This window comes from Nonomuraea solani, assembly GCF_900108335.1.
GTDB classification, from domain to species: domain Bacteria; phylum Actinomycetota; class Actinomycetes; order Streptosporangiales; family Streptosporangiaceae; genus Nonomuraea; species Nonomuraea solani.
Genome location: NZ_FNVT01000005.1, coordinates 221073 through 239288 on the forward strand (window position 1 = coordinate 221073; position 18216 = coordinate 239288).

The 18216-nt window shown below is 71.3% G+C and carries 18 protein-coding genes; 5 read left to right on the forward strand and 13 right to left on the reverse strand.

The annotated features are described in order from the left end of the window. Window positions 1-54: 54 nt before the first annotated feature. Window positions 55-660, forward strand: a complete 606-nt coding sequence (locus C4V41_RS20700) for a TetR/AcrR family transcriptional regulator (protein WP_103957544.1) — start codon at window positions 55-57, stop codon at window positions 658-660. Continuing rightward, the gene (locus tag C4V41_RS20705; protein WP_103957545.1) at window positions 657-1304 is read left to right on the forward strand and encodes a VC0807 family protein; all 648 of its coding nucleotides are present in this window, start codon (window positions 657-659) and stop codon (window positions 1302-1304) included. Before C4V41_RS20700 ends, C4V41_RS20705 begins: the two co-directional genes overlap by 4 nt. On the opposite strand, the gene C4V41_RS20710 is transcribed toward C4V41_RS20705, so the two are convergent. The 10 genes from C4V41_RS20710 to C4V41_RS20755 all read right to left on the reverse strand — a co-directional run bounded on the left by C4V41_RS20710 (window position 1291) and on the right by C4V41_RS20755 (window position 11818). Further along, window positions 1291-5229: an endo-alpha-N-acetylgalactosaminidase family protein gene (locus tag C4V41_RS20710; RefSeq protein WP_103957546.1), complete on the reverse strand. Its 3939-nt coding sequence runs from the start codon at window positions 5227-5229 to the stop codon at window positions 1291-1293. The two genes, C4V41_RS20705 and C4V41_RS20710, sit on opposite strands and share 14 nt — an antisense overlap. 166 nt (window positions 5230-5395) lie before the next feature. Beyond that, the gene (gene trpA / locus C4V41_RS20715; protein WP_200824115.1) at window positions 5396-6190 is read right to left on the reverse strand and encodes a tryptophan synthase subunit alpha; all 795 of its coding nucleotides are present in this window, start codon (window positions 6188-6190) and stop codon (window positions 5396-5398) included. A 146-nt stretch (window positions 6191-6336) separates the two neighbouring features. Next, entirely contained in the window at window positions 6337-7527 is a 1191-nt protein-coding gene (gene trpB, locus C4V41_RS20720; protein WP_235030314.1) for a tryptophan synthase subunit beta, read from the reverse strand. Window positions 7528-7580: 53 nt separating this feature from the next. Continuing rightward, on the reverse strand, window positions 7581-8420 hold the full coding sequence (trpC, locus tag C4V41_RS20725) for an indole-3-glycerol phosphate synthase TrpC (protein WP_103957548.1): 840 nt from the start codon (window positions 8418-8420) through the stop codon (window positions 7581-7583). 132 nt (window positions 8421-8552) lie between these two features. Beyond that, on the reverse strand, window positions 8553-8984 hold the full coding sequence (locus tag C4V41_RS20730; protein WP_103957549.1) for a DUF2752 domain-containing protein: 432 nt from the start codon (window positions 8982-8984) through the stop codon (window positions 8553-8555). 40 nt (window positions 8985-9024) lie between these two features. Further along, entirely contained in the window at window positions 9025-9606 is a 582-nt protein-coding gene (locus C4V41_RS20735; protein ID WP_103957550.1) for a CD225/dispanin family protein, read from the reverse strand. A gap of 163 nt (window positions 9607-9769) precedes the next feature. Further along, entirely contained in the window at window positions 9770-10351 is a 582-nt protein-coding gene (locus tag C4V41_RS20740) for a DUF4190 domain-containing protein (RefSeq protein ID WP_103957551.1), read from the reverse strand. Between the two features lie 129 nt (window positions 10352-10480). After that, a complete protein-coding gene (locus tag C4V41_RS20745) occupies window positions 10481-11074 on the reverse strand; it encodes a TIGR02234 family membrane protein (protein WP_103957552.1) in 594 nt (197 codons plus the stop codon). Window positions 11075-11078: 4 nt separating this feature from the next. Further along, window positions 11079-11426, reverse strand: coding sequence for a phosphoribosyl-AMP cyclohydrolase (gene hisI, locus C4V41_RS20750; RefSeq protein WP_103957553.1), 348 nt, complete (start codon window positions 11424-11426; stop codon window positions 11079-11081). A gap of 29 nt (window positions 11427-11455) precedes the next feature. Continuing rightward, a complete protein-coding gene (locus C4V41_RS20755) occupies window positions 11456-11818 on the reverse strand; it encodes an STAS domain-containing protein (protein WP_103957554.1) in 363 nt (120 codons plus the stop codon). Window positions 11819-11969: 151 nt separating this feature from the next. Between C4V41_RS20755 and C4V41_RS20760 the strand changes: the two genes are divergently transcribed. Together C4V41_RS20760 and C4V41_RS20765 are read left to right on the forward strand one after the other, a co-directional pair. Further along, window positions 11970-12806 (forward strand): MEDS domain-containing protein, encoded by an 837-nt coding sequence (locus C4V41_RS20760; protein ID WP_103957555.1) that lies wholly within the window; start codon window positions 11970-11972, stop codon window positions 12804-12806. 4 nt (window positions 12807-12810) lie between these two features. Then, window positions 12811-13188 (forward strand): ATP-binding protein, encoded by a 378-nt coding sequence (locus C4V41_RS20765; protein ID WP_200824116.1) that lies wholly within the window; start codon window positions 12811-12813, stop codon window positions 13186-13188. Window positions 13189-13192: 4 nt separating this feature from the next. Here C4V41_RS20765 and C4V41_RS20770 read toward each other — a convergent pair whose 3' ends face one another. Together C4V41_RS20770 and C4V41_RS20775 are read right to left on the reverse strand one after the other, a co-directional pair. Beyond that, window positions 13193-14974, reverse strand: coding sequence for an ABC transporter ATP-binding protein (locus C4V41_RS20770; protein WP_103957557.1), 1782 nt, complete (start codon window positions 14972-14974; stop codon window positions 13193-13195). After that, window positions 14971-16761, reverse strand: a complete 1791-nt coding sequence (locus tag C4V41_RS20775; RefSeq protein ID WP_200824147.1) for an ABC transporter ATP-binding protein — start codon at window positions 16759-16761, stop codon at window positions 14971-14973. The genes C4V41_RS20770 and C4V41_RS20775 overlap by 4 nt, the downstream gene beginning before the upstream one ends. A gap of 116 nt (window positions 16762-16877) precedes the next feature. Between C4V41_RS20775 and C4V41_RS20780 the strand changes: the two genes are divergently transcribed. Then, window positions 16878-17507, forward strand: a complete 630-nt coding sequence (locus tag C4V41_RS20780) for a TIGR03085 family metal-binding protein (RefSeq protein ID WP_103957559.1) — start codon at window positions 16878-16880, stop codon at window positions 17505-17507. 50 nt (window positions 17508-17557) lie between these two features. Here the strand turns inward: C4V41_RS20780 and C4V41_RS20785 are convergent, their stop codons facing one another. Continuing rightward, entirely contained in the window at window positions 17558-18178 is a 621-nt protein-coding gene (locus tag C4V41_RS20785) for a MerR family transcriptional regulator (RefSeq protein ID WP_103957560.1), read from the reverse strand. Window positions 18179-18216: the final 38 nt, after the last annotated feature.

Genomic DNA, 18216 nt, shown 5'->3' on the forward strand with positions numbered 1-18216 from the left:
CCCGGAAACCGGTACGAGGTTGCGCGAGTTACTCATCTAAGTTAAAAATTACTCATGCCAGTAAAGAGGGATGAGTCGGTCACGAGCTCCGCCAGACGGGCGCAGATCGTGACGGCGACGATCGCGACGATCGCGGAGCTCGGTTACCACCAGGCGTCCTTCGCCCGGATAGCCGAGCGGGCCGGGCTCAGCAGCACGCGGCTGATCTCGTACCACTTCGACGGCAAGGACGAGCTGATCGGCCAGACGCTCGTCACCATCTACGACGACCTGTCGGCGTTCATGGGACGGCGGGTGGGCGCCCAGACGACGCCCGGCGGCGCGCTGGACACCTACATCAGGTCGCTGGTGGAGTACATCAGGGACCACCGCGCCGAGATGCGCGTGGCCACGGAGATCTTTCTCAACTTCCGGCCGGAGGGCGGATCCCGCGCCCAGGACGCCGCGACGAACCTGACGGCGCTCTCCCACATCGAACGGCTGCTGGCCTGGGGGCAGGAGAGCGGCGAGTTCCGCGCGTTCAACACGCGGGTGATGGCGATGGCGGTCCAGCGAGCGCTGGACGGGCTGCCGTTCCTGCTGGAGGCCGACCCCGGCGCCGACCTGGACGAATACGCTGACGAGCTGGCCGCCCTCTTCGCCCGGGCCACCCGCGCATGAGCCACCGGACGCGGAGCCTGCTGACCCTGGCGATCGACATCGTCCTGCCGATGGGCCTCTATTACGCGCTGCGCGCCTGCGGCGTCGGGTTCCACACGGCGCTGGTGATCAGCTCGCTCATCCCCGGCCTCAGCGTCGTCTCCGACCTCGTGCGCCGCCGTAAACCGGACCGGCTGGGCCTGTACATGACGACGATGATGCTGGCCGGCGCCGTCGTGTCCCTGGTGGTCCACGACACCCGGCTGTTACTGGCCAAGGACGGCTGGTTCACGGCGGTCGCGGGCCTGTGGTTCCTGTCCAGCGTGCGCGGCGAGCGGCCGCTGGCGTTCACGTTCACCCGTTTCATCTTCGAAGGCCGTATCGGGCCGAACCGGGAGTCGTGGGACGTGCTGTGGGAGCGGCTGCCCGCCTTCCGCCGGATCTGGCGGGTGGTGACGGTCATCTACGGCGTCGGCCTGCTGGTCGACGCCGTGGTGCGGCTCGTCATCGCGTACACGCTGCCGGTGGACGCCGTGCCCGGCGTCAACGCCGCGCAGTACGTCGTCTGGCTCCTGCTGGTGCAGGTCGCCATCAACGTCTACCTGGTGCCCACCGGCGTCTTCAATCGATGGTCCCCGCTGTACGCGGAGCTCAGGCACACCTGAATCGGGCCTCACCCCAGTCCGCGTGGTCGTTGCCGATGCCGTCGCCCCCGTCGCCGGCCACGAGGTCGGCGTAGCGGGCACCGGTCAGGTCGGCGCTCAGCTCGTACGCGGCGTCGGCGGCCCGCAGCACCGGGCTCCCCGCCTTCTCCACCCCGTCGGCCACGACACTGAACCGCACCGACCCCCGAGTGGCCTGCACATCGTCAACACCGACGAAGGCCGTGAAAGCCGTACACCGGCCACCCAGGTAGAAACGCACTTTGGCGGGCGCGTGCGTGCCCAGCCCCTTGGCATACGTCTGCCCGCCGATGACGATCGGCCCGCCGTCGGCCGGTCCGGTGTCGCCGTTGGACCGGTCGCGCTCGACCGGCCCCCAGCCGTTGTCCGCGCCGACCCACTCCAGGTCGCCGGCGTAGGCATCGGCCGTCGGAGGCGGCGGCAGGGTGCGCACGCTCGCCATGGCGGTCAGCGACCTGGCCGCGCCCCCGACGGTGTAGGCGGCGGTGGCCCGCAGCTCGTAGGTGTCGTAGGGCGCGCCGGCGGGCGGCGTGACCCGCCAGGTGGTGCTCAGCGTCCCGCCGGGCTCCGCGCCGCCGGTCCCGTCGCCCTCCACCGTCCACCCTTCCGGTACGTCCAGCGTCACGGCCACGTCCCGGACCGCCACGTCCTCCAGGTTCGTGAACGTGGTGGTGACCTCGTTGGCGGCCCCCTGCTCGAACGCCGCCGAGGCGGGCACCAGCGCCAGCGAACCGCACGCCCGCGCGTCCGGCGTCATACCGAGATCGGTGACCGAGAAGTCGTCGAGGACGAAGTCGGCCCCGGCCAGTTCGGCCCTGAGCGAGCGCAGCCCGACCCACCCGTCGCCGCACCCGGAGACCACCCGCTCGGTGAACCTGGCCGTGCTCCGCCGCTCGGGGAGAGGCGTGCGCCGGGTCTCCACGCTCGTCCCGCCCTTGTCGTAGCCGGTCACCCACTCGTAGGTCCCGGCCAGCGCGTTCTGGTAGGCGAACGACACCTCGTAGGCGCGCCCCGGCTCGAACCGCGCCGTCTGCGGCAGCGTCCGGTAGATCAGCCCCTGCCGCTCCTCGTGCGCCTTCAGCGACCAGTCGCCGTTCAGCACGTCGTCGACCGTCTTGCCGTTCCACCCGGCCTGCGTGTACGGCTCGTGCCGCTCCGACAGATGCGTACGCGCGTCGAACGACCCGCCCGCGTCGCCCTTCACGAACGGCCCCCAGCCGGGCTCTGCCGACTCGAACGTCTCCACCTCCCCCACCGGCTCCCGCTCGAACAGGCGCACGTCGTCCACCCGCACGTCCCCGTCGGCGGCCGCCGCCGTGATCCGCAGCGTGACCGACGGCCCCGGCGCGGTGAAGGTCACCTTGAGCCGCTGGAAGAAGGTGTCGTGCTTCTCGTCGGAGGCGATGTAGTTCCTGGCCGTGGACCGGTCGATGCCGATCGCCCGCCCACCGGCCTCCAGGGTCGTCCGCCGCGTCTTACCGGGCTCGACCTCGACGAACGCCGACGCGGTGTATGTACGGCCCGGCCGCAGGCCGCTCAGCCGCTGCTCCAGCCGCGCCCGCGCGCCACCGCCCAGGACGGCCGTCCGCTGCCCCAGGTCGTTCACGGCCACGCTGACGGGCCCGCTGCGGGTCCATCCCGTGAGGTCGTCGCCGTTGAAGCCGGGGTCGCGCACCCCGCTCCCCTGCCCCCAGCCCGGCGCGGGCGGCGCGGGCGCGGCGCCGGGATAGAGCACGTACGGCACGCCCGCCTCGGCCCGCAGCGTGATCCTGCCGTCCGACGGGACGACCCTGCCGGTCCGCACGCGGCCCTGGTCGGTGAGCCGGTAGACGGTCATCGCCCGGTCGGCCGCCCACGTGGTCTCCCCACCGGCCGCGTTGTAGTGGTAGTGCCGGCCCTGCCACGGCAGCAGGTACGCGCCGCCGTCCAGCACCTTGCGCCCACCGGCGAACAGCTCCCGCCGGCCGTCACGGTACGTCCCGCGCACCCCGCCCGCGAACACGATCTCGTCGGCGTTCCAGTCCATGATCCGGTGCTGCTGCAGGAACTTGACCGGCAGGTTGTGCTCCCAGATGTTGCGGTAGAAGGCGGTGAAGTCGTTCTCCGCCGTCCAGCCCTCGAACTCGACGATGCGGGCGTTGCCGAGGATCGGGTGGGCGTTCCAGACGTCCTTCTCGTCGTTGCGGATGAACCTGATGATCTGCGAGTTGAGCCCCTTGTTGGTGACGCCGCCGTAGTTGAGGTCGTTGGCCCAGTGCGCCCACAGCGACGAGCGTTCCAGCTTGTCCGACCATTCCGTGGTGACCTGCCAGCCCTGTTTCCGCAGCTCGGCCAGCGTACGGTCGGCGACCCAGCCGAACGGCCTGAAGACGTCCACGTACAGCGCCGCGAGGTTCTTGTCGGTCTCGTCGCGCAGTCGCCGCAGCCGCCCGGCGAGGGTGCCTCTGGTCAGGTCGCCGCGCTGGTCGATCAGGTACGCCTGGTCGAGCCAGTTCCAGCCCTTGGCGTCCTTGTTCACCAGGACCTCGTCGAAGCTCCGCGCCTCGGGATAGGACTCGGTGGCGTTGACGTGCACGCCGAACGTGGCGTTCCAGCCCTTACCCGCCCTCAGCAGCGTGTTCAGGTCCTTGAGACCGCCGGCGCGGCGGTTGTAGTTGCCGCCGTAGTCGGGGTGCGCGGCGTCGTGGCCCTCCGACTGGTAGCCCTTGAGCAGCGCGAGCTGCCCGAGCCCGTCGGTGGCCAGCGAGATCCGCTTGACGTCGTCGAGCGTGCGCAGGAAGGGGTGGGTGGCCTGGCTGGAGAAGTTGAACGGGATGTGCGTGACCACGCGGTCCTTGGTCCGCTCCGCGCCGAGAGCCCGGACGCCGATGGTCCTGAACGCGATCGCGCCGTCCTGCCAGTCCAGCGTACGGTCGCCGTTGGCGTCGGGGGTGAGCACGACCTTCGCCCACGGCAGGTCCTCGGTGAACGGGGCGCCGCTCGCGCGGTGGGTCCACTGGCCGCTCCAGACGCCGACCCGTACCGTGCCGTCGCCCTCCTTTCTGGCCTGGTGCCAGAACCGGGCCGCGTCCCGGTCGGTCGCGCCGGAGGGGCGGTCGTAGGTGGAGTTCGACTCGACGGCGGCGGCCAGCCGGTCGGTGCTGAGAATCGCGTACGTCGCCCCCACCGGCGCTGCCTCCGCCGCCGTATCGGCCGTGACCTGCGCGAACACGTCGGCGGTACGGGTGGAGTTGGGGTCCAGCCGGGTGAACGCGGTCGCCGCGCGCGCCTGCGTGCTCGACACCGACACCAGGTCGTGGCCCGGCAGGTCGATCGTGCCGACCCGGAACGCCTCGGTGTCGCTCACCTCGTCGATCGCGAACGTCGTCACCCGGCCCCTGACCCCGACGCTCGCCGCCAGCGCGACCCCCGGCAGGTCCTCGAAGGTGAGCCGGTAGCGGGCGGTCGCGCCGTCGTTCGCCGCCAGGGTGACGGCGGCGGCGCGGGGCTCGCCATTGAGCACGACGGCGGGTACGGCCGCGCTGCCGCCCATCGTGGCGCCGCTCGCCCGGTCGGTGTAGCCCAGGACGCGCGGGAACCCCGGGTCCAGCTCCACCCGCAGGGCCGCCGACGAGATCACGATGGGCTCGGCCACCTGCGCGGGCGTGGGCGGCAGCTCCTGCACGGTGGGACGCGGCGGCTCCGGCCCGGTACGCGAGGGGTCGGGCGAGGGTAACTCGTAGTCGGGCTCCGGCGACGGCGGCTCGGCGACCGCCCCGGTGGGCCGGTCGGAGGGCGGCTCGGCGACCGCCGCCGTGGGCCGCTCGGAGGGCGGGTCCGCGAGCGCCGAGGAGGGCCGGTCAACGGTGGTGGCGGCCAGGGTGGCGGCCGTGAGGGCGAGGGCTGCTGCGAGAGTTACGGGACGCATAGCTGTCCTTCCGGGTCATGCGTCACACCGCTCGGGAGCCCCGATCATCGCCCCGCCCAGGACCGCACACCATGGACCTGAGCGCCAGATCCTCCCTCTTATCCCGAAATTTCGCTACAAAAAAGCGCGGCCCCCGCAAAGGGAACCGCGCTCCGCTACCGGCAGGTCAGCGGCGAACGCTCCGGGCCATGTCCCCGGCGAGCTGCGCGATGGACTCCCGCCCCGCCGCCTCGTCAGGAGCGTCGAGGATGCGCCGGATGAACGCCGACCCCACGATGACCCCGTCGGCATAGGTGGCCACCTCGGCCGCCTGCGCCCCGGTGCCGACCCCCAGGCCCACGCACACCGGCAGGTCCGTGTGCGCCTTGGTGCGCTTGACCAGCCCCTCGGCGGCCACGTTGACGCTCTCCCTGGCGCCGGTGACGCCCATGAGCGAGGCCGCGTAGACGAAGCCGGTGCAGCAGTCGACGACGGCCTTGATGCGCTGCTCCGTCGAGCTGGGCGCGACCAGGAACACCGTGTCGATGCCGGCGGACGCGGACGCGGCCCGCCACGGCTCGGACTCCTCGGGCGTCAGGTCGGGCGTGATCGTGCCCACGCCGCCGGCGTTGGCCAGGTCACGGGCGAAGCGGTCGGCGCCGTACTTGTCGATCGGGTTCCAGTAGGTCATGACGAGTGTGGCCGCGCCGGTCGCGGCGACGCCCTCGACGGTGCGCATGACGTCGGCGATCCGCGTGCCGTTGACCAGCGACCGGTGCACGGCGTCCTGGATCGTCGGCCCGTCCATGAGCGGGTCGGAGTAGGGCAGGCCGATCTCGATGACGTCGCAGCCGGCCTCCACCAGGGCCGCGGCGGCGCTGATGGCGCCTTCCTTGGAGGGGAAGCCCGCGGGCAGGTAGCCGACGAGCGCGGCCCGGTTGTCCGCCTTCGCCTTGGCGAAAACCGTCTGAAGAGTCGTCATGTCTATCCGTTTCGAAAGTCGAGTCCCACCATGATGCCCTGCCGCGAGCCCGCCCCAGAATCCCCCGCGCCGGTAAGGCCGGAGTGCGTCATGAGCGGGCCGCCGCGGTGGCGCTCGGCCCGGCGCAGGCCGTCATCGAGCGGTGGTCAGAGGTTGAAGTACTTCATGGCCGTGCCCATGTCCTTGTCGCCACGGCCTGAGAGGTTGACCAGGAGGGTCGCCTCGGGGCCGAGCTCGCGGCCCAGCACCAGCGCGCCCGCCAGGGCGTGGGAGGACTCGATGGCCGGGATGATGCCCTCGGTCCTGGCCAGCAGCGAGAACGCGGCCATCGCCTCGTCGTCGGTGACGCCGTGGTAGGTGGCGCGGCCGGTGTCCTTCAGCCAGGCGTGCTCAGGGCCGACGCCCGGGTAGTCGAGGCCGGCCGAGATCGAGTGGGACTCGATCGTCTGGCCCTCGTCGTCCTGCAGCACGTAGGTGCGTGAGCCGTGCAGCACGCCGACCGAGCCGGCGGTGAGCGTCAGCGCGTGCTCGCCGCTGTCGAGGCCGTGGCCGGCGGCCTCGTAGCCGTGCAGCTTGACGTCCTGGTCGTCGATGAAGGCGTGGAAGATGCCGATCGCGTTGCTGCCGCCGCCGACCGCCGCGCACACCGCGTCGGGCAGCCTGCCGGTCAGCTCCAGCATCTGGCGGCGGGCCTCGACGCCGATGATGCGGGCGAAGTCGCGCACGATCTCGGGGAACGGGTGCGGCCCGGCGACCGTGCCGAACAGGTAGTGGGTGGTGTCGACGTTGGTCACCCAGTCGCGGAAGGCCTCGTTGATGGCGTCCTTCAGCGTCTTCGAGCCGTTGGAGACGGGCACCACGGTGGCGCCGAGCAGCTTCATCCTGGCCACGTTGAGCGCCTGGCGCTCGCAGTCGACCTCGCCCATGTAGATGACGCACTCCAGGCCGAGCAGGGCCGCGGCGGTGGCGGTGGCCACGCCGTGCTGGCCCGCGCCGGTCTCGGCGATCACGCGCTTCTTGCCGAGCCGCTTGGTCAGCAGCGCCTGGCCCAGCACGTTGTTGATCTTGTGCGCGCCGGTGTGGGTGAGGTCTTCGCGCTTGAGCACGATCCTGGCGCCACCGGCCTGCTCGCTGAAGCGCGGCACGTCGGTGAGGGTGGTGGGCCGGCCCGCGTAGGTGCGCAGCAGGTGGTCGAACTCGCGCAGGAACTCCGCGTCGTTCTTGGCCTTCTCGTAGACCGCGGCCACCTCGTCGAGCGCCGGGATGAGCGCCTCGGGCACGTAACGGCCGCCGAAGATGCCGAACTTGCCGTGCACGTCCGGGTCGTCGCCGCGCACGCCGTTGCCCGCCAGGTCGGCGGCGGTCAGGATGGAGCCTTCGTATGCCACTGCTATCCCTCTGCTGAGTGGTCGGGGCGCGTCGACGGATGTGCGCCGGCGGTCACCAGCGCCTCCACTGCCTTGCGCGGATCCTTGCCGGTGACCAGGCTCTCCCCCACCAGAACGGCGTCGGCGCCGCCCCTGGCGTAGGCGAGCAGGTCGTGCGGGCCCCGCACGCCCGACTCGGCGATCTTGATCACATTATCGGGGATCTTCGGCGCCAGCTTCGCGAAGACATCGCGGTCGACCTCGAGTGTCTTCAGATTTCTGGCGTTGATCCCGATGACCCGGGCGCCGGCGGCCACCGCCCGCTGGAGCTCCTCTTCGGTGTGCACCTCGACGAGCGGGGTGAGCCCGATCGACTCGGCCCGCTCGATCAGCGACACCAGCGCCTCCTGCTCCAGGCAGACGACCATGAGCAGAGCCAGGTCGGCGCCGTGGGCGCGGGCCTCCCAGAGCTGGTAGGAGGTGAGGATGAAGTCTTTGCGCAGGATCGGGATGTCGACCCGGGCGCGGACCGCGGCCAAGTCTTCGAGACTGCCACCGAACTTGCGCCGCTCGGTCAGCACGCTGATGACGTGCGCGCCGCCCGCTTCGTAGTCGGCCGCCAGCGCCGCCGGGTCGGCGATCGCGGCGAGCGCGCCCTTCGACGGGCTGGAGCGCTTGACCTCGGCGATCACCGAGATCCGGTCGCCCCCGAGCGCGGCCATCGCGTCTCTGGGCGCCGCGGCCCGCTCGGCCCGCTGCTTGAGCTCGTCCATGGAGACGGCCTGCTGACGTGCTGCGAGGTCGGCGCGCACCCCATCGAGGATGTCGTCGAGGACACTCGGCCCTTCCGTCCGCTCACTCACGCGCTTGGGGTCCCTCCGGTCGGCTTCTGGGGGTGGCGGAGAGTTCGCGTCGCGTCCGCTCTCTGCCTTGTCCTGCGATGGTATCGGCCCGTGTGGGGTCACCTCACCACCGGTCCCCGAACTAGGGGGAGCCTAGGGGGCGAGGAACGCCCCGAAAGGCAGATTGCGGACGACCCAGTAGACCACGACCACTCCGATGAACACCCACAGCCACGCCGGATGCGCCAGCGTCGTGCGTCTCGGCCTGCCCTGCAGAGCGCGCACCACCCATCGGCCCCACCAGAACACCAGGAACGGCACCATGGCGACTGCGAGGGGATTGAGGCCGAGGGCGGCGACCGGGTCGAGGTGCGCGAGCGCGTGGATCGTGCGCAACGTGCCGCACCCCGGGCAGTAGAGGCCGGTGACCGCCAGGAACGGGCAGGTCGGGTAGTGACCGGGTTCGTTGGGGTTCACCGCACCGACGAAGGCGAACACCGCCCCGGCGGCGGCCGCAACACCGAGCGGCGCGAGCAGGGCCTTGTAGCGTCCCGTGCCGCGCTGCCCGGTCGTTGCGATGCTCATGCTCCCAGTATCCGCCTTCCGCTTCGTGCTCCTCGCCGGCCTACGAGTAGGAGGAGGAGTACGAGGCGGCGAACACGATGAAGAACAGGATGTAGGCGATGATCATCAGGCCGATCCAGATGGCGCCGAAGATCAGGCTGCGCTTCCACCACGTCTTGGCCTCTTCCGACGCCTGCTGCGCACCCGCGTAGTCGCCGATCTGCCACTTCGAGTTGACCTGCGAAGACTTGACGATCGACACGATGCCGAGCGGCAGGCAGCAGAACAGGGTGGTGAGAATGGCCGGGACGAGGTGGTTGTCCGGCGGGTTCCCGCCGGGACCGCCGCCGTAACCGCCACCGCCGCCGTAGCCGCCACCGCTGGGGGGCTGCTGGCCGTAGCCGCCGCCGTAGCCGCCACCGCTCGGAGGCTGCTGGCCGTAACCGCCACCGCCGCTCGGAGGCTGCTGGCCATAGCCGCCGCCACCGCTCGGAGGCTGCTGGCCATAGCCGCCACCGCCGCTGGGGGGCTGCTGGCCATAGCCGCCCCCGTAGCCGCCACCGCCGCTCGGAGGCTGCTGACCGTAGCCGCCGCCGGGAGGCTGGGCGCCGTAACCGCCGTCGCCCTGGTTTCCGTAACTCATGCTAATGACCCCTCATGTCGTCATTCTTGAGTCGTGTTGCGCGCGGCAGCCTAGCGAGAAACCGTCTCCTACGTGGACTTACGTCCATTTTGCGGACAATTCGTAATCGGACCGCAAGCGGGTCGTCACGGCCCGGCTACACTCGCAACAAGTTACTGGCCGGTCAGGAGCCGTACGAGCTTGTCGACGTCGCCGCGGCACCCAGCCCGATCAGGGACAGCAGCATGCCGCCGAAGATGAGCCAGCACAAGAGCCAGATGGCCACCGTGATGTACGAGGTGACGAGGCCGCCCACGGCCATGCCCGAGCCCTCTTCGCCGGTGCGCTTGATCTTGTTGAGCGCGATGTGCCCGAGGATCACGCCGGGGATGCTGGTGACGCCGCAGAACACCAGGCCGATGATGCCGCAGACCAGTGAGGCCACCGCCATGCCGTTGGTGGACCTGGGCGGCTGCGGCGGGCCGTACCCGTAGCCGGGCTGGGCGTAGCCGTAGGAGGGGGGCTGCTGCCCGTAGGCGTAACCGCCACCGCTCGGCGGCTGCTCACCATAACCGTAGCCACCGCCGCTGGGCGGCTGCTGCCCGTAGCCGTAGCCACCGCCGCTCGGGGGTTGCTGGCCGTAACCACCATGACTCGGGGGTTGCTGGCCGTACCCGCCGCCATGGCTGGGAGGTTGCTGGCCGTATCCCCCACCGGGCGGCTGCGCGCCGTAGCCGCCGCCACCGCCCTGATCCCCGTAGCTCATGAGCTGGCTCCTCCAAACGTTCGTGGCGAATTGCAACGGCAGCTTATTGAGGAAACGACGCTCAAGCCGACAGAGGTTCAGAAGAGTGGAGATTTCGTCATGGCGGCGGAACCGGTGAACCCGGCGGGCTCAGCGGGAGTCGGTCGGGTCGTCGCCGCGATCGAGCGCGTCCCACAGCGCCTTGTCGTCACGGGCGGGATCACTGGCGGGATCACTGGCGGCATCACGGGCGACGCTCTCGCCCGCGGCCCTGTCGTAGCGCGCCGACATGCCCGCCCACCTGCCGCCGCGCACGATCGCCAGCACTCCCCCCGCGACCATCAGCGCCGCGCCCGCGCCCGCGACGGCCGGCCAGAGCGGCATCGTCTCCCAGGGCAGGTCGGTGGCGCCGTGCAGGACGTTCCCTTCGCGCAGCCGGTCGGCGACGGTCCCGGCGTCGAGCGCGGACCGCGTGCCGGCCGCCGCGCCGGCACCGCACAGGGCCAGCAGCGCGCCGATGACGCGGCGCCCCGCGCCCTTGGCGGCCAGCACGGCCACCACCCCGGCCAGCCCGGCCAGCGCGACGGGCGTCAGGACGGGGCTCAGCTCACCGCCGGTCGGCCCCGCGGCATCGGCGCCCGCCACCCGCACCCAGGACCGCCCCGCGGCGACCAGCACCAGCAGGGCTCCCAGGGCGGTCGTCACCACCCATCCCCACAGCTCACCGCGCTTTGCGTCGCTCATGGACCTAGCCGAGCGCGATCTTGAGAGGGGCCGCGTCGAAGCAGGTGCGGTCGCCGGTGTGGCACGCGCCGCCGGCCTGGTCGACCTTGACCAGGATGGTGTCGCCGTCGCAGTCGAGCGCCACGGCCTTGACCTCCTGGACGTTGCCGGAGGTGGCGCCCTTGACCCAGTATTCGCCGCGGCTGCGGGACCAGTAGGTCGCCCGGCCGGTGGTCAGCGTCCGATGCAGCGCCTCGTCGTTCATCCAGGCCAGCATGAGCACCTCGCCGGTGTCGTACTGCTGGGCGATCGCGGGGATCAGGCCATCGGGATTGCGCTTCAGCCGAGCGGCGATCTCGGGGTCAAGGGACATGCCCTCATTCAACCAGCCCCGCTGGTCGCTCAGGCCAGGGCATCGGACAGGGCCTCGGGCAGGGTGTCGTAGATGGGGAACAGCGGCGCCAGGTTCGTCCGGCGCAGCCGCCGCAGCACCTGCCCGTCCGGCGCCACCAGCGCCATCGACCCCTCCCGCTCCCGCACCGTGGCGAGCTGGCGCACCAGCACGCCCAGCCCCGTCGTGTCGATGAACGTCACCGCCGACAGGTCCACGACCAGCCGGGGCTCGCTCGCACGGACGGCTTCGTCCAGACATTTCCTGACCTGGGAGATGTTGTCCGCGTCCAGCTCGCCGGCCAGGCTGACCACCACGAGCTCACCGTGTTGGCGTCGCGACAGCTCCAGCACATCCACGCCCATGCTCCTCATGTGTCCTCCCGTGGGCGGCCCCGCCGAAAAGGTACACCGGCCCGAGCCCTGTCACGGTGGGTTTTGGAGAGAATGCGGTACGTGATCTCGCGAAGGCGAGTACTTTCTGGAGGCGTCGCGCACTTGCGGAGGGCGCAGGGAGGGCACAGTCGTGCTGCACGTCGCGGGCTCCGTCCTCGATCCCGACCTGGGGGATCATGTCTGCCTGCCGTTCGAGGGCGAGCGGGAGCGGATGCTGGCCACGCAGGCGTTCACGGTGAACGGCCTGCGCCGCCGTACCAAGGTGGTGATCATCACGCACGCCGACAGCCCCGCGCGGACGCGTGACTGGCTGGCACCGCTCGTGCCGGGGTTCGCCGACGCCGAGTCGGCCGGTCAGGTCGAGATCCTGGCCTGCGCCGACACCCACTTCACCAACGGCTGCCTCGACCCCGAGCGGGTCTACGCGGAGCTGGCGAACGCCAAGGAGCGGGCGCGCAGGCACGGGCAGCACGGCGTGTACGCGCTCGTCGACGCCTCCTGGGGGGTACCCGACGCGCCGGGGCAGGCGGTGTTCGAGGCGGGGACCAACGAGCTGTTCGGCGAGCGGTGGCTGGCGGCCGTGTGCCAGTACGACCGCAGGCTGTTCCCCCGCGAGGCCATCGACCGGGCGACCTCGGTGCACCCGATCTCCCCCGAGCAGGCGCTGCTGCGCTTCGCCAACACCGGCTCCCCAGCGGGGCTGCGGATCTGGGGCGACATCGACCTCACCAACCGGCAGGCGTTCGCCTCGGTGCTGGCGCGGCTGGAGAAGGAGCCGGGCGAGGTCCTGATCGACGCCTCCGACCTCGACTTCATCGACGCCGGCTCGGCCCAGTTGCTGACCGTCACCGCCATGGCCAGGCCGGAGGGCAGCACGGCGATCGTCTGCCGGGACTCCATGGCCCGGGTGCTCCGGCTGATCAGGGCGGACGAGTTCATCGCCGTCCGCCGGGTGGGCGATGTGTAGACAGGTGCTCTGTACGAGTTTCGCGCGCGGGCGGATCACCTCCCTGCGGCGGACCGTCACCGAGCACGCCGGCTACGAGGGCCTGTCCGGCCGGCACCTGGAGGACTTCGTCCTGGCGGTCAACGAGATCGTCACGAACGCGGTCGTGCACGGCGGCGGGCACGGGCGGCTGCTGCTGTGGTCACACGACGGGCGGCTGTGGTGTGAGGTCGCCGACGAGGGCCCCGGCCTGCCGGCCGGCTGGATGGGCCACACGCGCCCGCCCGCGGGGTTCGAGTTCCGCGGGCGGGGGTTGTGGCTGACGCGCATGTTGTGCGACCAGATCACGATCGTGTCCGGGCCCCGGGGCACGACCGTGACCTTCGCGGCCATGGGCGAATGACGCCTCAGGAGTGCGCGGCCGAGATCCACGAGGCGTGCAGGTCGGCGTACACGCCCGGCTGCCCGGCCAGCTCGGCGTGCGGCCCCCGCTGCACCAGGCGGCCGGCGTCGAACACCAGGACCTCGTCGGCGTTCTCCGCCGTGGACAGGCGGTGCGCGATCGAGATGGCGGTGCGGCCGCGGGTGACCCCTTCCAGCGCCCGCGCGAGACGTACCTCCGTGGCCGGGTCAACGGCGGAGGTGGCCTCGTCGAGTAGCAGCAGGTCGGGGTCGGCGAGGTAGGCGCGGGCCAGGGCGACGAGCTGGCGCTCGCCGGCCGACAGCGACTCGCCGCGCTGGCCGACCGGCGTCTCCAGGCCGGCGGGCAGGCCCTCCAGCCAGTCGGCCAGGCCCAGCTCGGTCATCGCGAGCTCGATCTCCTCGCCGGTGGCCGACGGCTTGCCGTACCGGATGTTCTCCGCGAGCGTCCCGTCGAACAGGAAGCCGTCCTGCGGCACCATGACGATGCGCTCGCGCAGCGAGGAGAAGCGCACGGACCGCAGGTCGTGGCCGTCCACGGTGACGCGGCCCGAGCCGGGGTCCATCAGCCGCGTCAGGAGCTTGGCGAACGTGGTCTTGCCCGAGCCGGTCTCCCCCACCACCGCGACCCGGGAGCGCGGCGGGATCTCCAGCGTGACCTCGCGCAGCACGGGCACGCCGCCCGGGTAGGAGAAGTGCACGCCTTCGAAGGCGACCGAGATGGGGCCGCGCGGCAGGGTGACGCCCTGGTCGCCGGGGTCGGCCACGTCGGGCGGGGTGTCCAGGACACCGAGGATGCGGCGCCAGCCGGCGACGGCGTTCTGGGCCTCGTTCAGGACCTCGGTGGCGGTCTGCAACGGCGAGACGAACAGCGTCACCAGGAACAGGAACGCCACCAGCTCCCCTTGCGTGATATTTCCTGACAGGCCCAGCCGCACGCCGAGCAGCACGATGCCGGCGATGGCCACGGCGGCCACGATCTCGGTCAGCGGGAAGACGAAACCGACGATGGTCTGCGCCCTGACCTGGGCGCTCCTGTTGGCGTCGACGGTCTCGTCGATGCGCTCGGCCGTGCGGCGCTCGGAGGCGTAGGCCCTGATGACGGCCGCGCCGACGACCGACTCGCTGACCGCGGCCAGCATGTCGCCGGTGCGTTCGCGCACCACCGTGTACGCCCGCGACAGCAGCCGCTGGAAGCGCGGCAGGGCGATCATCAACGGGATGAAGCAGGCCCAGACCAGCAGCGTGAGCTGCCAGGAGTAGACGAACATCAAGGCGGTGGCCACCAGGAGCTGGCCGAACGCCACGATGATCATCAACCCGCCCCACTGCATGAAGTTGCTGATCTGGTCGATGTCGTTGGTGACACGGGAGACCAGGGCGCCGCGGCGTTCGGTGTTCTGGGTGAGCACCGACAGGTCGTGCACGTGGCGGAAGCCGCGGACGCGCAGGGTGGCGAGCGAGGACTCGGTGGCCTTGTACAGGCGCACGTTCATGATGTAGCCGGCCAGGGCGGTGAGCACGACGGCCGCCGCGCACACCAGGACGGCCGTGGTGATGTACGTGAGGTCGGGGACGCCGCTCTTGAGCCCCGTGTCGATCGTCTGCTGGACCGCGATCGGCACGATGATCTTGCCGATGGTCGCGATGACGGCCAGCGCCAGCGTGCCCGCCAGGCCCTTGCGGAACTCCGGGGTGTACGAGAGGCCCTGCCGGATGGTGGCCAGCGCGGAACGTTCCGCGCCGACCCGGATGCTCTGCGCCGTCATGCGCTGACCTCTTCCTCTTCCTCTTCCATCGGCAGGTCGATGGCCGCGCGTTCGGCCTCCTCGCGCTCGTAGGCGGTCACCAGGTTGCGGTAGCCGGGGCAGCGGGCGATGAGCTCACTGTGCGGGCCCCGGTCCACGACGCGGCCCTTGTCCAGGTAGACGACCTCGTCGGCCAGGGCGATCGTGGCCATCCGGTAGGCGACGACCACGACGGTCGAGGCTTCGGCGGCGTCGCGCAGGCCGTAAAGGATCTTGGCCTCGACCTGGGGGTCCACGCTGGAGGTGGCGTCGTCGAGGATGAGCAGGCGCGGGCGGCGGACGATCGCGCGGGCCAGGGCCAGGCGCTGGCGCTGGCCGCCCGAGAGGGTGGCGCCGCGCTCGCCGACCTGGGTGCCGAGCCCGTCGGGCAGCCGGCCGACGAACCCGTCGGCCTGGGCCAGACGCAGGGCGGCCCAGACGTCCTCGTCGCCGGCCTCCACGCCCAGTGCGATGTTGCCGCGCACGCTGTCGTCGAACAGGAACGTCTGCTGCGGCACCAGCGCCACCGACTCGGCGACGCCGCCGTAGGCCAGCTCGCGCAGGTCCACGCCGTCGAGCCGCACCTGTCCCGAGCCGGGGTCGACCAGGCGGGCGAGGAGCTGGACGAGGGTGGACTTGCCCGAGCCCGTGGGGCCGACCAGGGCGATGGTACGGCCGGCGGGCACGTCGAAGGTGACGTCGTGCAGCACCTCGGCCTCGCCGTAGGCGTAGGAGACGCCGGCGACGTCCAGCTCGGCGGGGGTGGTGGAGCCGGTGGTGGCGGAGCCGTACTCCATGGAGCCGGTCGCGTCCAGCACGGCCTGCACCCGCTCCCAGCCGACGACGCTGCGCGGCAGCTCGGCCAGCACCCAGCCGAGCGCCCTGATCGGGAAGGCCAGCAGCGTGAACAGGTACGCCACCTGCACCAGGTCACCGGCGTCGATCGCGCTCGCGGACAGGCGGCCCGCGCCGACGGCCAGCACGGCGAGCACGCCGAGCGTGGGCAGCGCCTCCAGCATGGGGTCGAACAGGCCGCGTACGCGCCCGACCGCGATGTTGGCGTCGCGCAGCTCGTGAGCGCGCCGCCGGAACCGGTCGGTCTCCAGCTCCTCCCTGCCGAGCGTCTTGACGACGAGCGCGCCGTCGAAGCTCTCGTGCGCGATCTCGCTGACCTCGGCGCGCAACTGCTGGGCGCGGGTGGCGAGCGGGCTGAGCCGGCGCTGGTAGACGAGGTTGAGCAGGGCGATGGCCGGGAAGATGAGGAAGCCCACCAGCGCCAGCACCGGGTCCGTCAGCACCATCGCGATGGCCGCGGTGAAGAGCATGACGATCACGCCCACGGCCATCGGCAGCGGCGCGAGCGGCGCCCACGCGGCCTCGGCGTCGGCGCTGGCGTTCGACAGGAGCTGGCCGGTCGGGTGCCGGTGGTGCCACGACAGGGGCAGGCGCAGATACTGCTTGGTCACGTCCCTGCGGGACCTGGCCTGCATGCGGTACTGCATGACGCCCGCCAGAATGCGGCGCCCGGCCACGCCGAGCGCCTTGAGCAGCGCCGCGCCCATGATCAGCAGGACGCCGGTCCACAACGCGCCCGAGGCGACGGAACCGTCGCGGAACGCGGCCAGCACCACGTTCTGCGTCGCCCACCCGAGCGCCCAGGCGGAGGCGACGGTCATGCCTCCATAGACGGCGCTGGCCAGTACGGCCAGCGTGAACACCGTTCTCTCCGTGCGAATGGCCACCCCAAGGACACGCAGCCCTTGACGCATCACGGCCGAGGTGACCTTGCTCGCCACTCGGTTATTGTCCTTTCAAAACTGACGTTTCTACGTATGTCACTATCACGCTCGATCATCCCGTTATTCCCACCGGTAGGGTTGGCCACGTGACTCATGCTCGTGGCGAACGCTCCGCGCTCTGCGACCTGCTCGACCGGCTCGGCCCGGACGCGCCGACCCTCTGCACGGGCTGGACCACCGCTGACCTGGCGGCTCACCTCGTCCTGCGCGAGCGCCGGCCCGACGCGATGGGCGGCATCGCGATCAAGCCGCTGGCCGCCTACACGGCCTCCGTGCAGAACGGCCTGAAGGCCAAACATCCCTATCCCGAGCTGGTCGGCCTGGTGCGCGAGCCCGGCGGCGTCTACGGCCTGCTGCCCTTCCTCGACGAGGCCGTCAACACGCTCGAATACCTCGTGCACCACGAGGACGTACGCCGCGCGCAGCCGTCGTGGGAGCCCCGTGAGCTGCCCGCCGATCTTGAGCGGCTGATCTGGAAGCGGGTGGCGAGCGGCGCCAGGCTGATGCTGCGCAAGTCGCCCGTGGGCGTGGTGCTGCACCGCCTCGGCGGCGGCGTGGCGCTCGGCGGCCCGCGTGGCGGCAGCCGGGTGGAGGTCACGGGGCGGGCGGCCGAGCTGCTGATGTTCTGCTTCGGGCGGCAGGCGCACGCCAGGGTGGAGCTCACCGGCGACCCCCACGACATCGACCGGCTACGCGAGGCCACCCTGGGCGTCTAGGGACCCTCGGTCGCCGGCCACTCCTCCTTCCAAGGTGGAGAGGCCGGCGCTCAGGTGTAAAGGCGCTCGCTGATGGTGGCCTGGGCCAGCCGGCGGAGGGTGGCGATCAGCGTGTCGCCCACCGAGGTGCCGATGACCACGATCTCCACCGCGCGCTCGCGATCGCTCACGTCACCGCCGAGCAGGCGCAGGTCCGCCTCGGCGATCTTCTCGGCCGCCTCGGCGTAGGAGTCGAGGGCCTCGATCATGTCGTGCCTGCCGACCTCGTCGAGCGTGGCCAGCACGCCGACGGCGGTGCGGTAGGCGGGGTCGTTCGTCCTGATCCGCCAGCCGCGCCGGACCAGCAGCTCGTGCAGGCGCTCCTCCGCCTCGTCCTTGTACGGCCCAGGCCGCGCCTCCTTGCGCTGCGTCACGGTCTTCTGAGCCGCGCCGAGCAGGTCGAACTCCTCCAGGTCCGGGTTGTCGATCTGGCCCATCAGGTCGCGGATCACCGCGATGGACAGCCCGCCGTACTCCACCAGCGCCCGCACCAGCCGTAGCCGGCGCACGTGCTCCTCCCCGTAGTCGGCCTGGTTGCGGCCGGTCGGCCGCCCAGGAGCTACCAGGCCCTCCCGCATGTAGTACTTGATCGTCGGGACCGGGACCCCGGTCGTCTCGCTGAGCTCGGCCATCCGCACGCTTTCACTTCCTCCTCTTGTCGTACGTGGAT

Excerpts from the sequence above, each read along its gene's own strand:
- C4V41_RS20700 (WP_103957544.1), top strand. The coding sequence starts at position 55 with ATGCCAGTAAAGAGGGATGAGTCGGTCACGAGCTCCGCCAGACGGGCG.
- C4V41_RS20705 (WP_103957545.1), top strand. The coding sequence starts at position 657 with ATGAGCCACCGGACGCGGAGCCTGCTGACCCTGGCGATCGACATCGTC.
- C4V41_RS20710 (WP_103957546.1), bottom strand. The coding sequence starts at position 5,229 with ATGCGTCCCGTAACTCTCGCAGCAGCCCTCGCCCTCACGGCCGCCACC.
- trpA (WP_200824115.1), bottom strand. The coding sequence starts at position 6,190 with ATGACGACTCTTCAGACGGTTTTCGCCAAGGCGAAGGCGGACAACCGG.
- C4V41_RS20730 (WP_103957549.1), bottom strand. The coding sequence starts at position 8,984 with ATGAGCATCGCAACGACCGGGCAGCGCGGCACGGGACGCTACAAGGCC.
- C4V41_RS20735 (WP_103957550.1), bottom strand. The coding sequence starts at position 9,606 with ATGAGTTACGGAAACCAGGGCGACGGCGGTTACGGCGCCCAGCCTCCC.
- C4V41_RS20740 (WP_103957551.1), bottom strand. The coding sequence starts at position 10,351 with ATGAGCTACGGGGATCAGGGCGGTGGCGGCGGCTACGGCGCGCAGCCG.
- C4V41_RS20745 (WP_103957552.1), bottom strand. The coding sequence starts at position 11,074 with ATGAGCGACGCAAAGCGCGGTGAGCTGTGGGGATGGGTGGTGACGACC.
- hisI (WP_103957553.1), bottom strand. The coding sequence starts at position 11,426 with ATGTCCCTTGACCCCGAGATCGCCGCTCGGCTGAAGCGCAATCCCGAT.
- C4V41_RS20755 (WP_103957554.1), bottom strand. The coding sequence starts at position 11,818 with ATGAGGAGCATGGGCGTGGATGTGCTGGAGCTGTCGCGACGCCAACAC.
- C4V41_RS20770 (WP_103957557.1), bottom strand. The coding sequence starts at position 14,974 with ATGACGGCGCAGAGCATCCGGGTCGGCGCGGAACGTTCCGCGCTGGCC.
- C4V41_RS20775 (WP_200824147.1), bottom strand. The coding sequence starts at position 16,761 with ATGCGTCAAGGGCTGCGTGTCCTTGGGGTGGCCATTCGCACGGAGAGA.
- C4V41_RS20785 (WP_103957560.1), bottom strand. The coding sequence starts at position 18,178 with ATGGCCGAGCTCAGCGAGACGACCGGGGTCCCGGTCCCGACGATCAAG.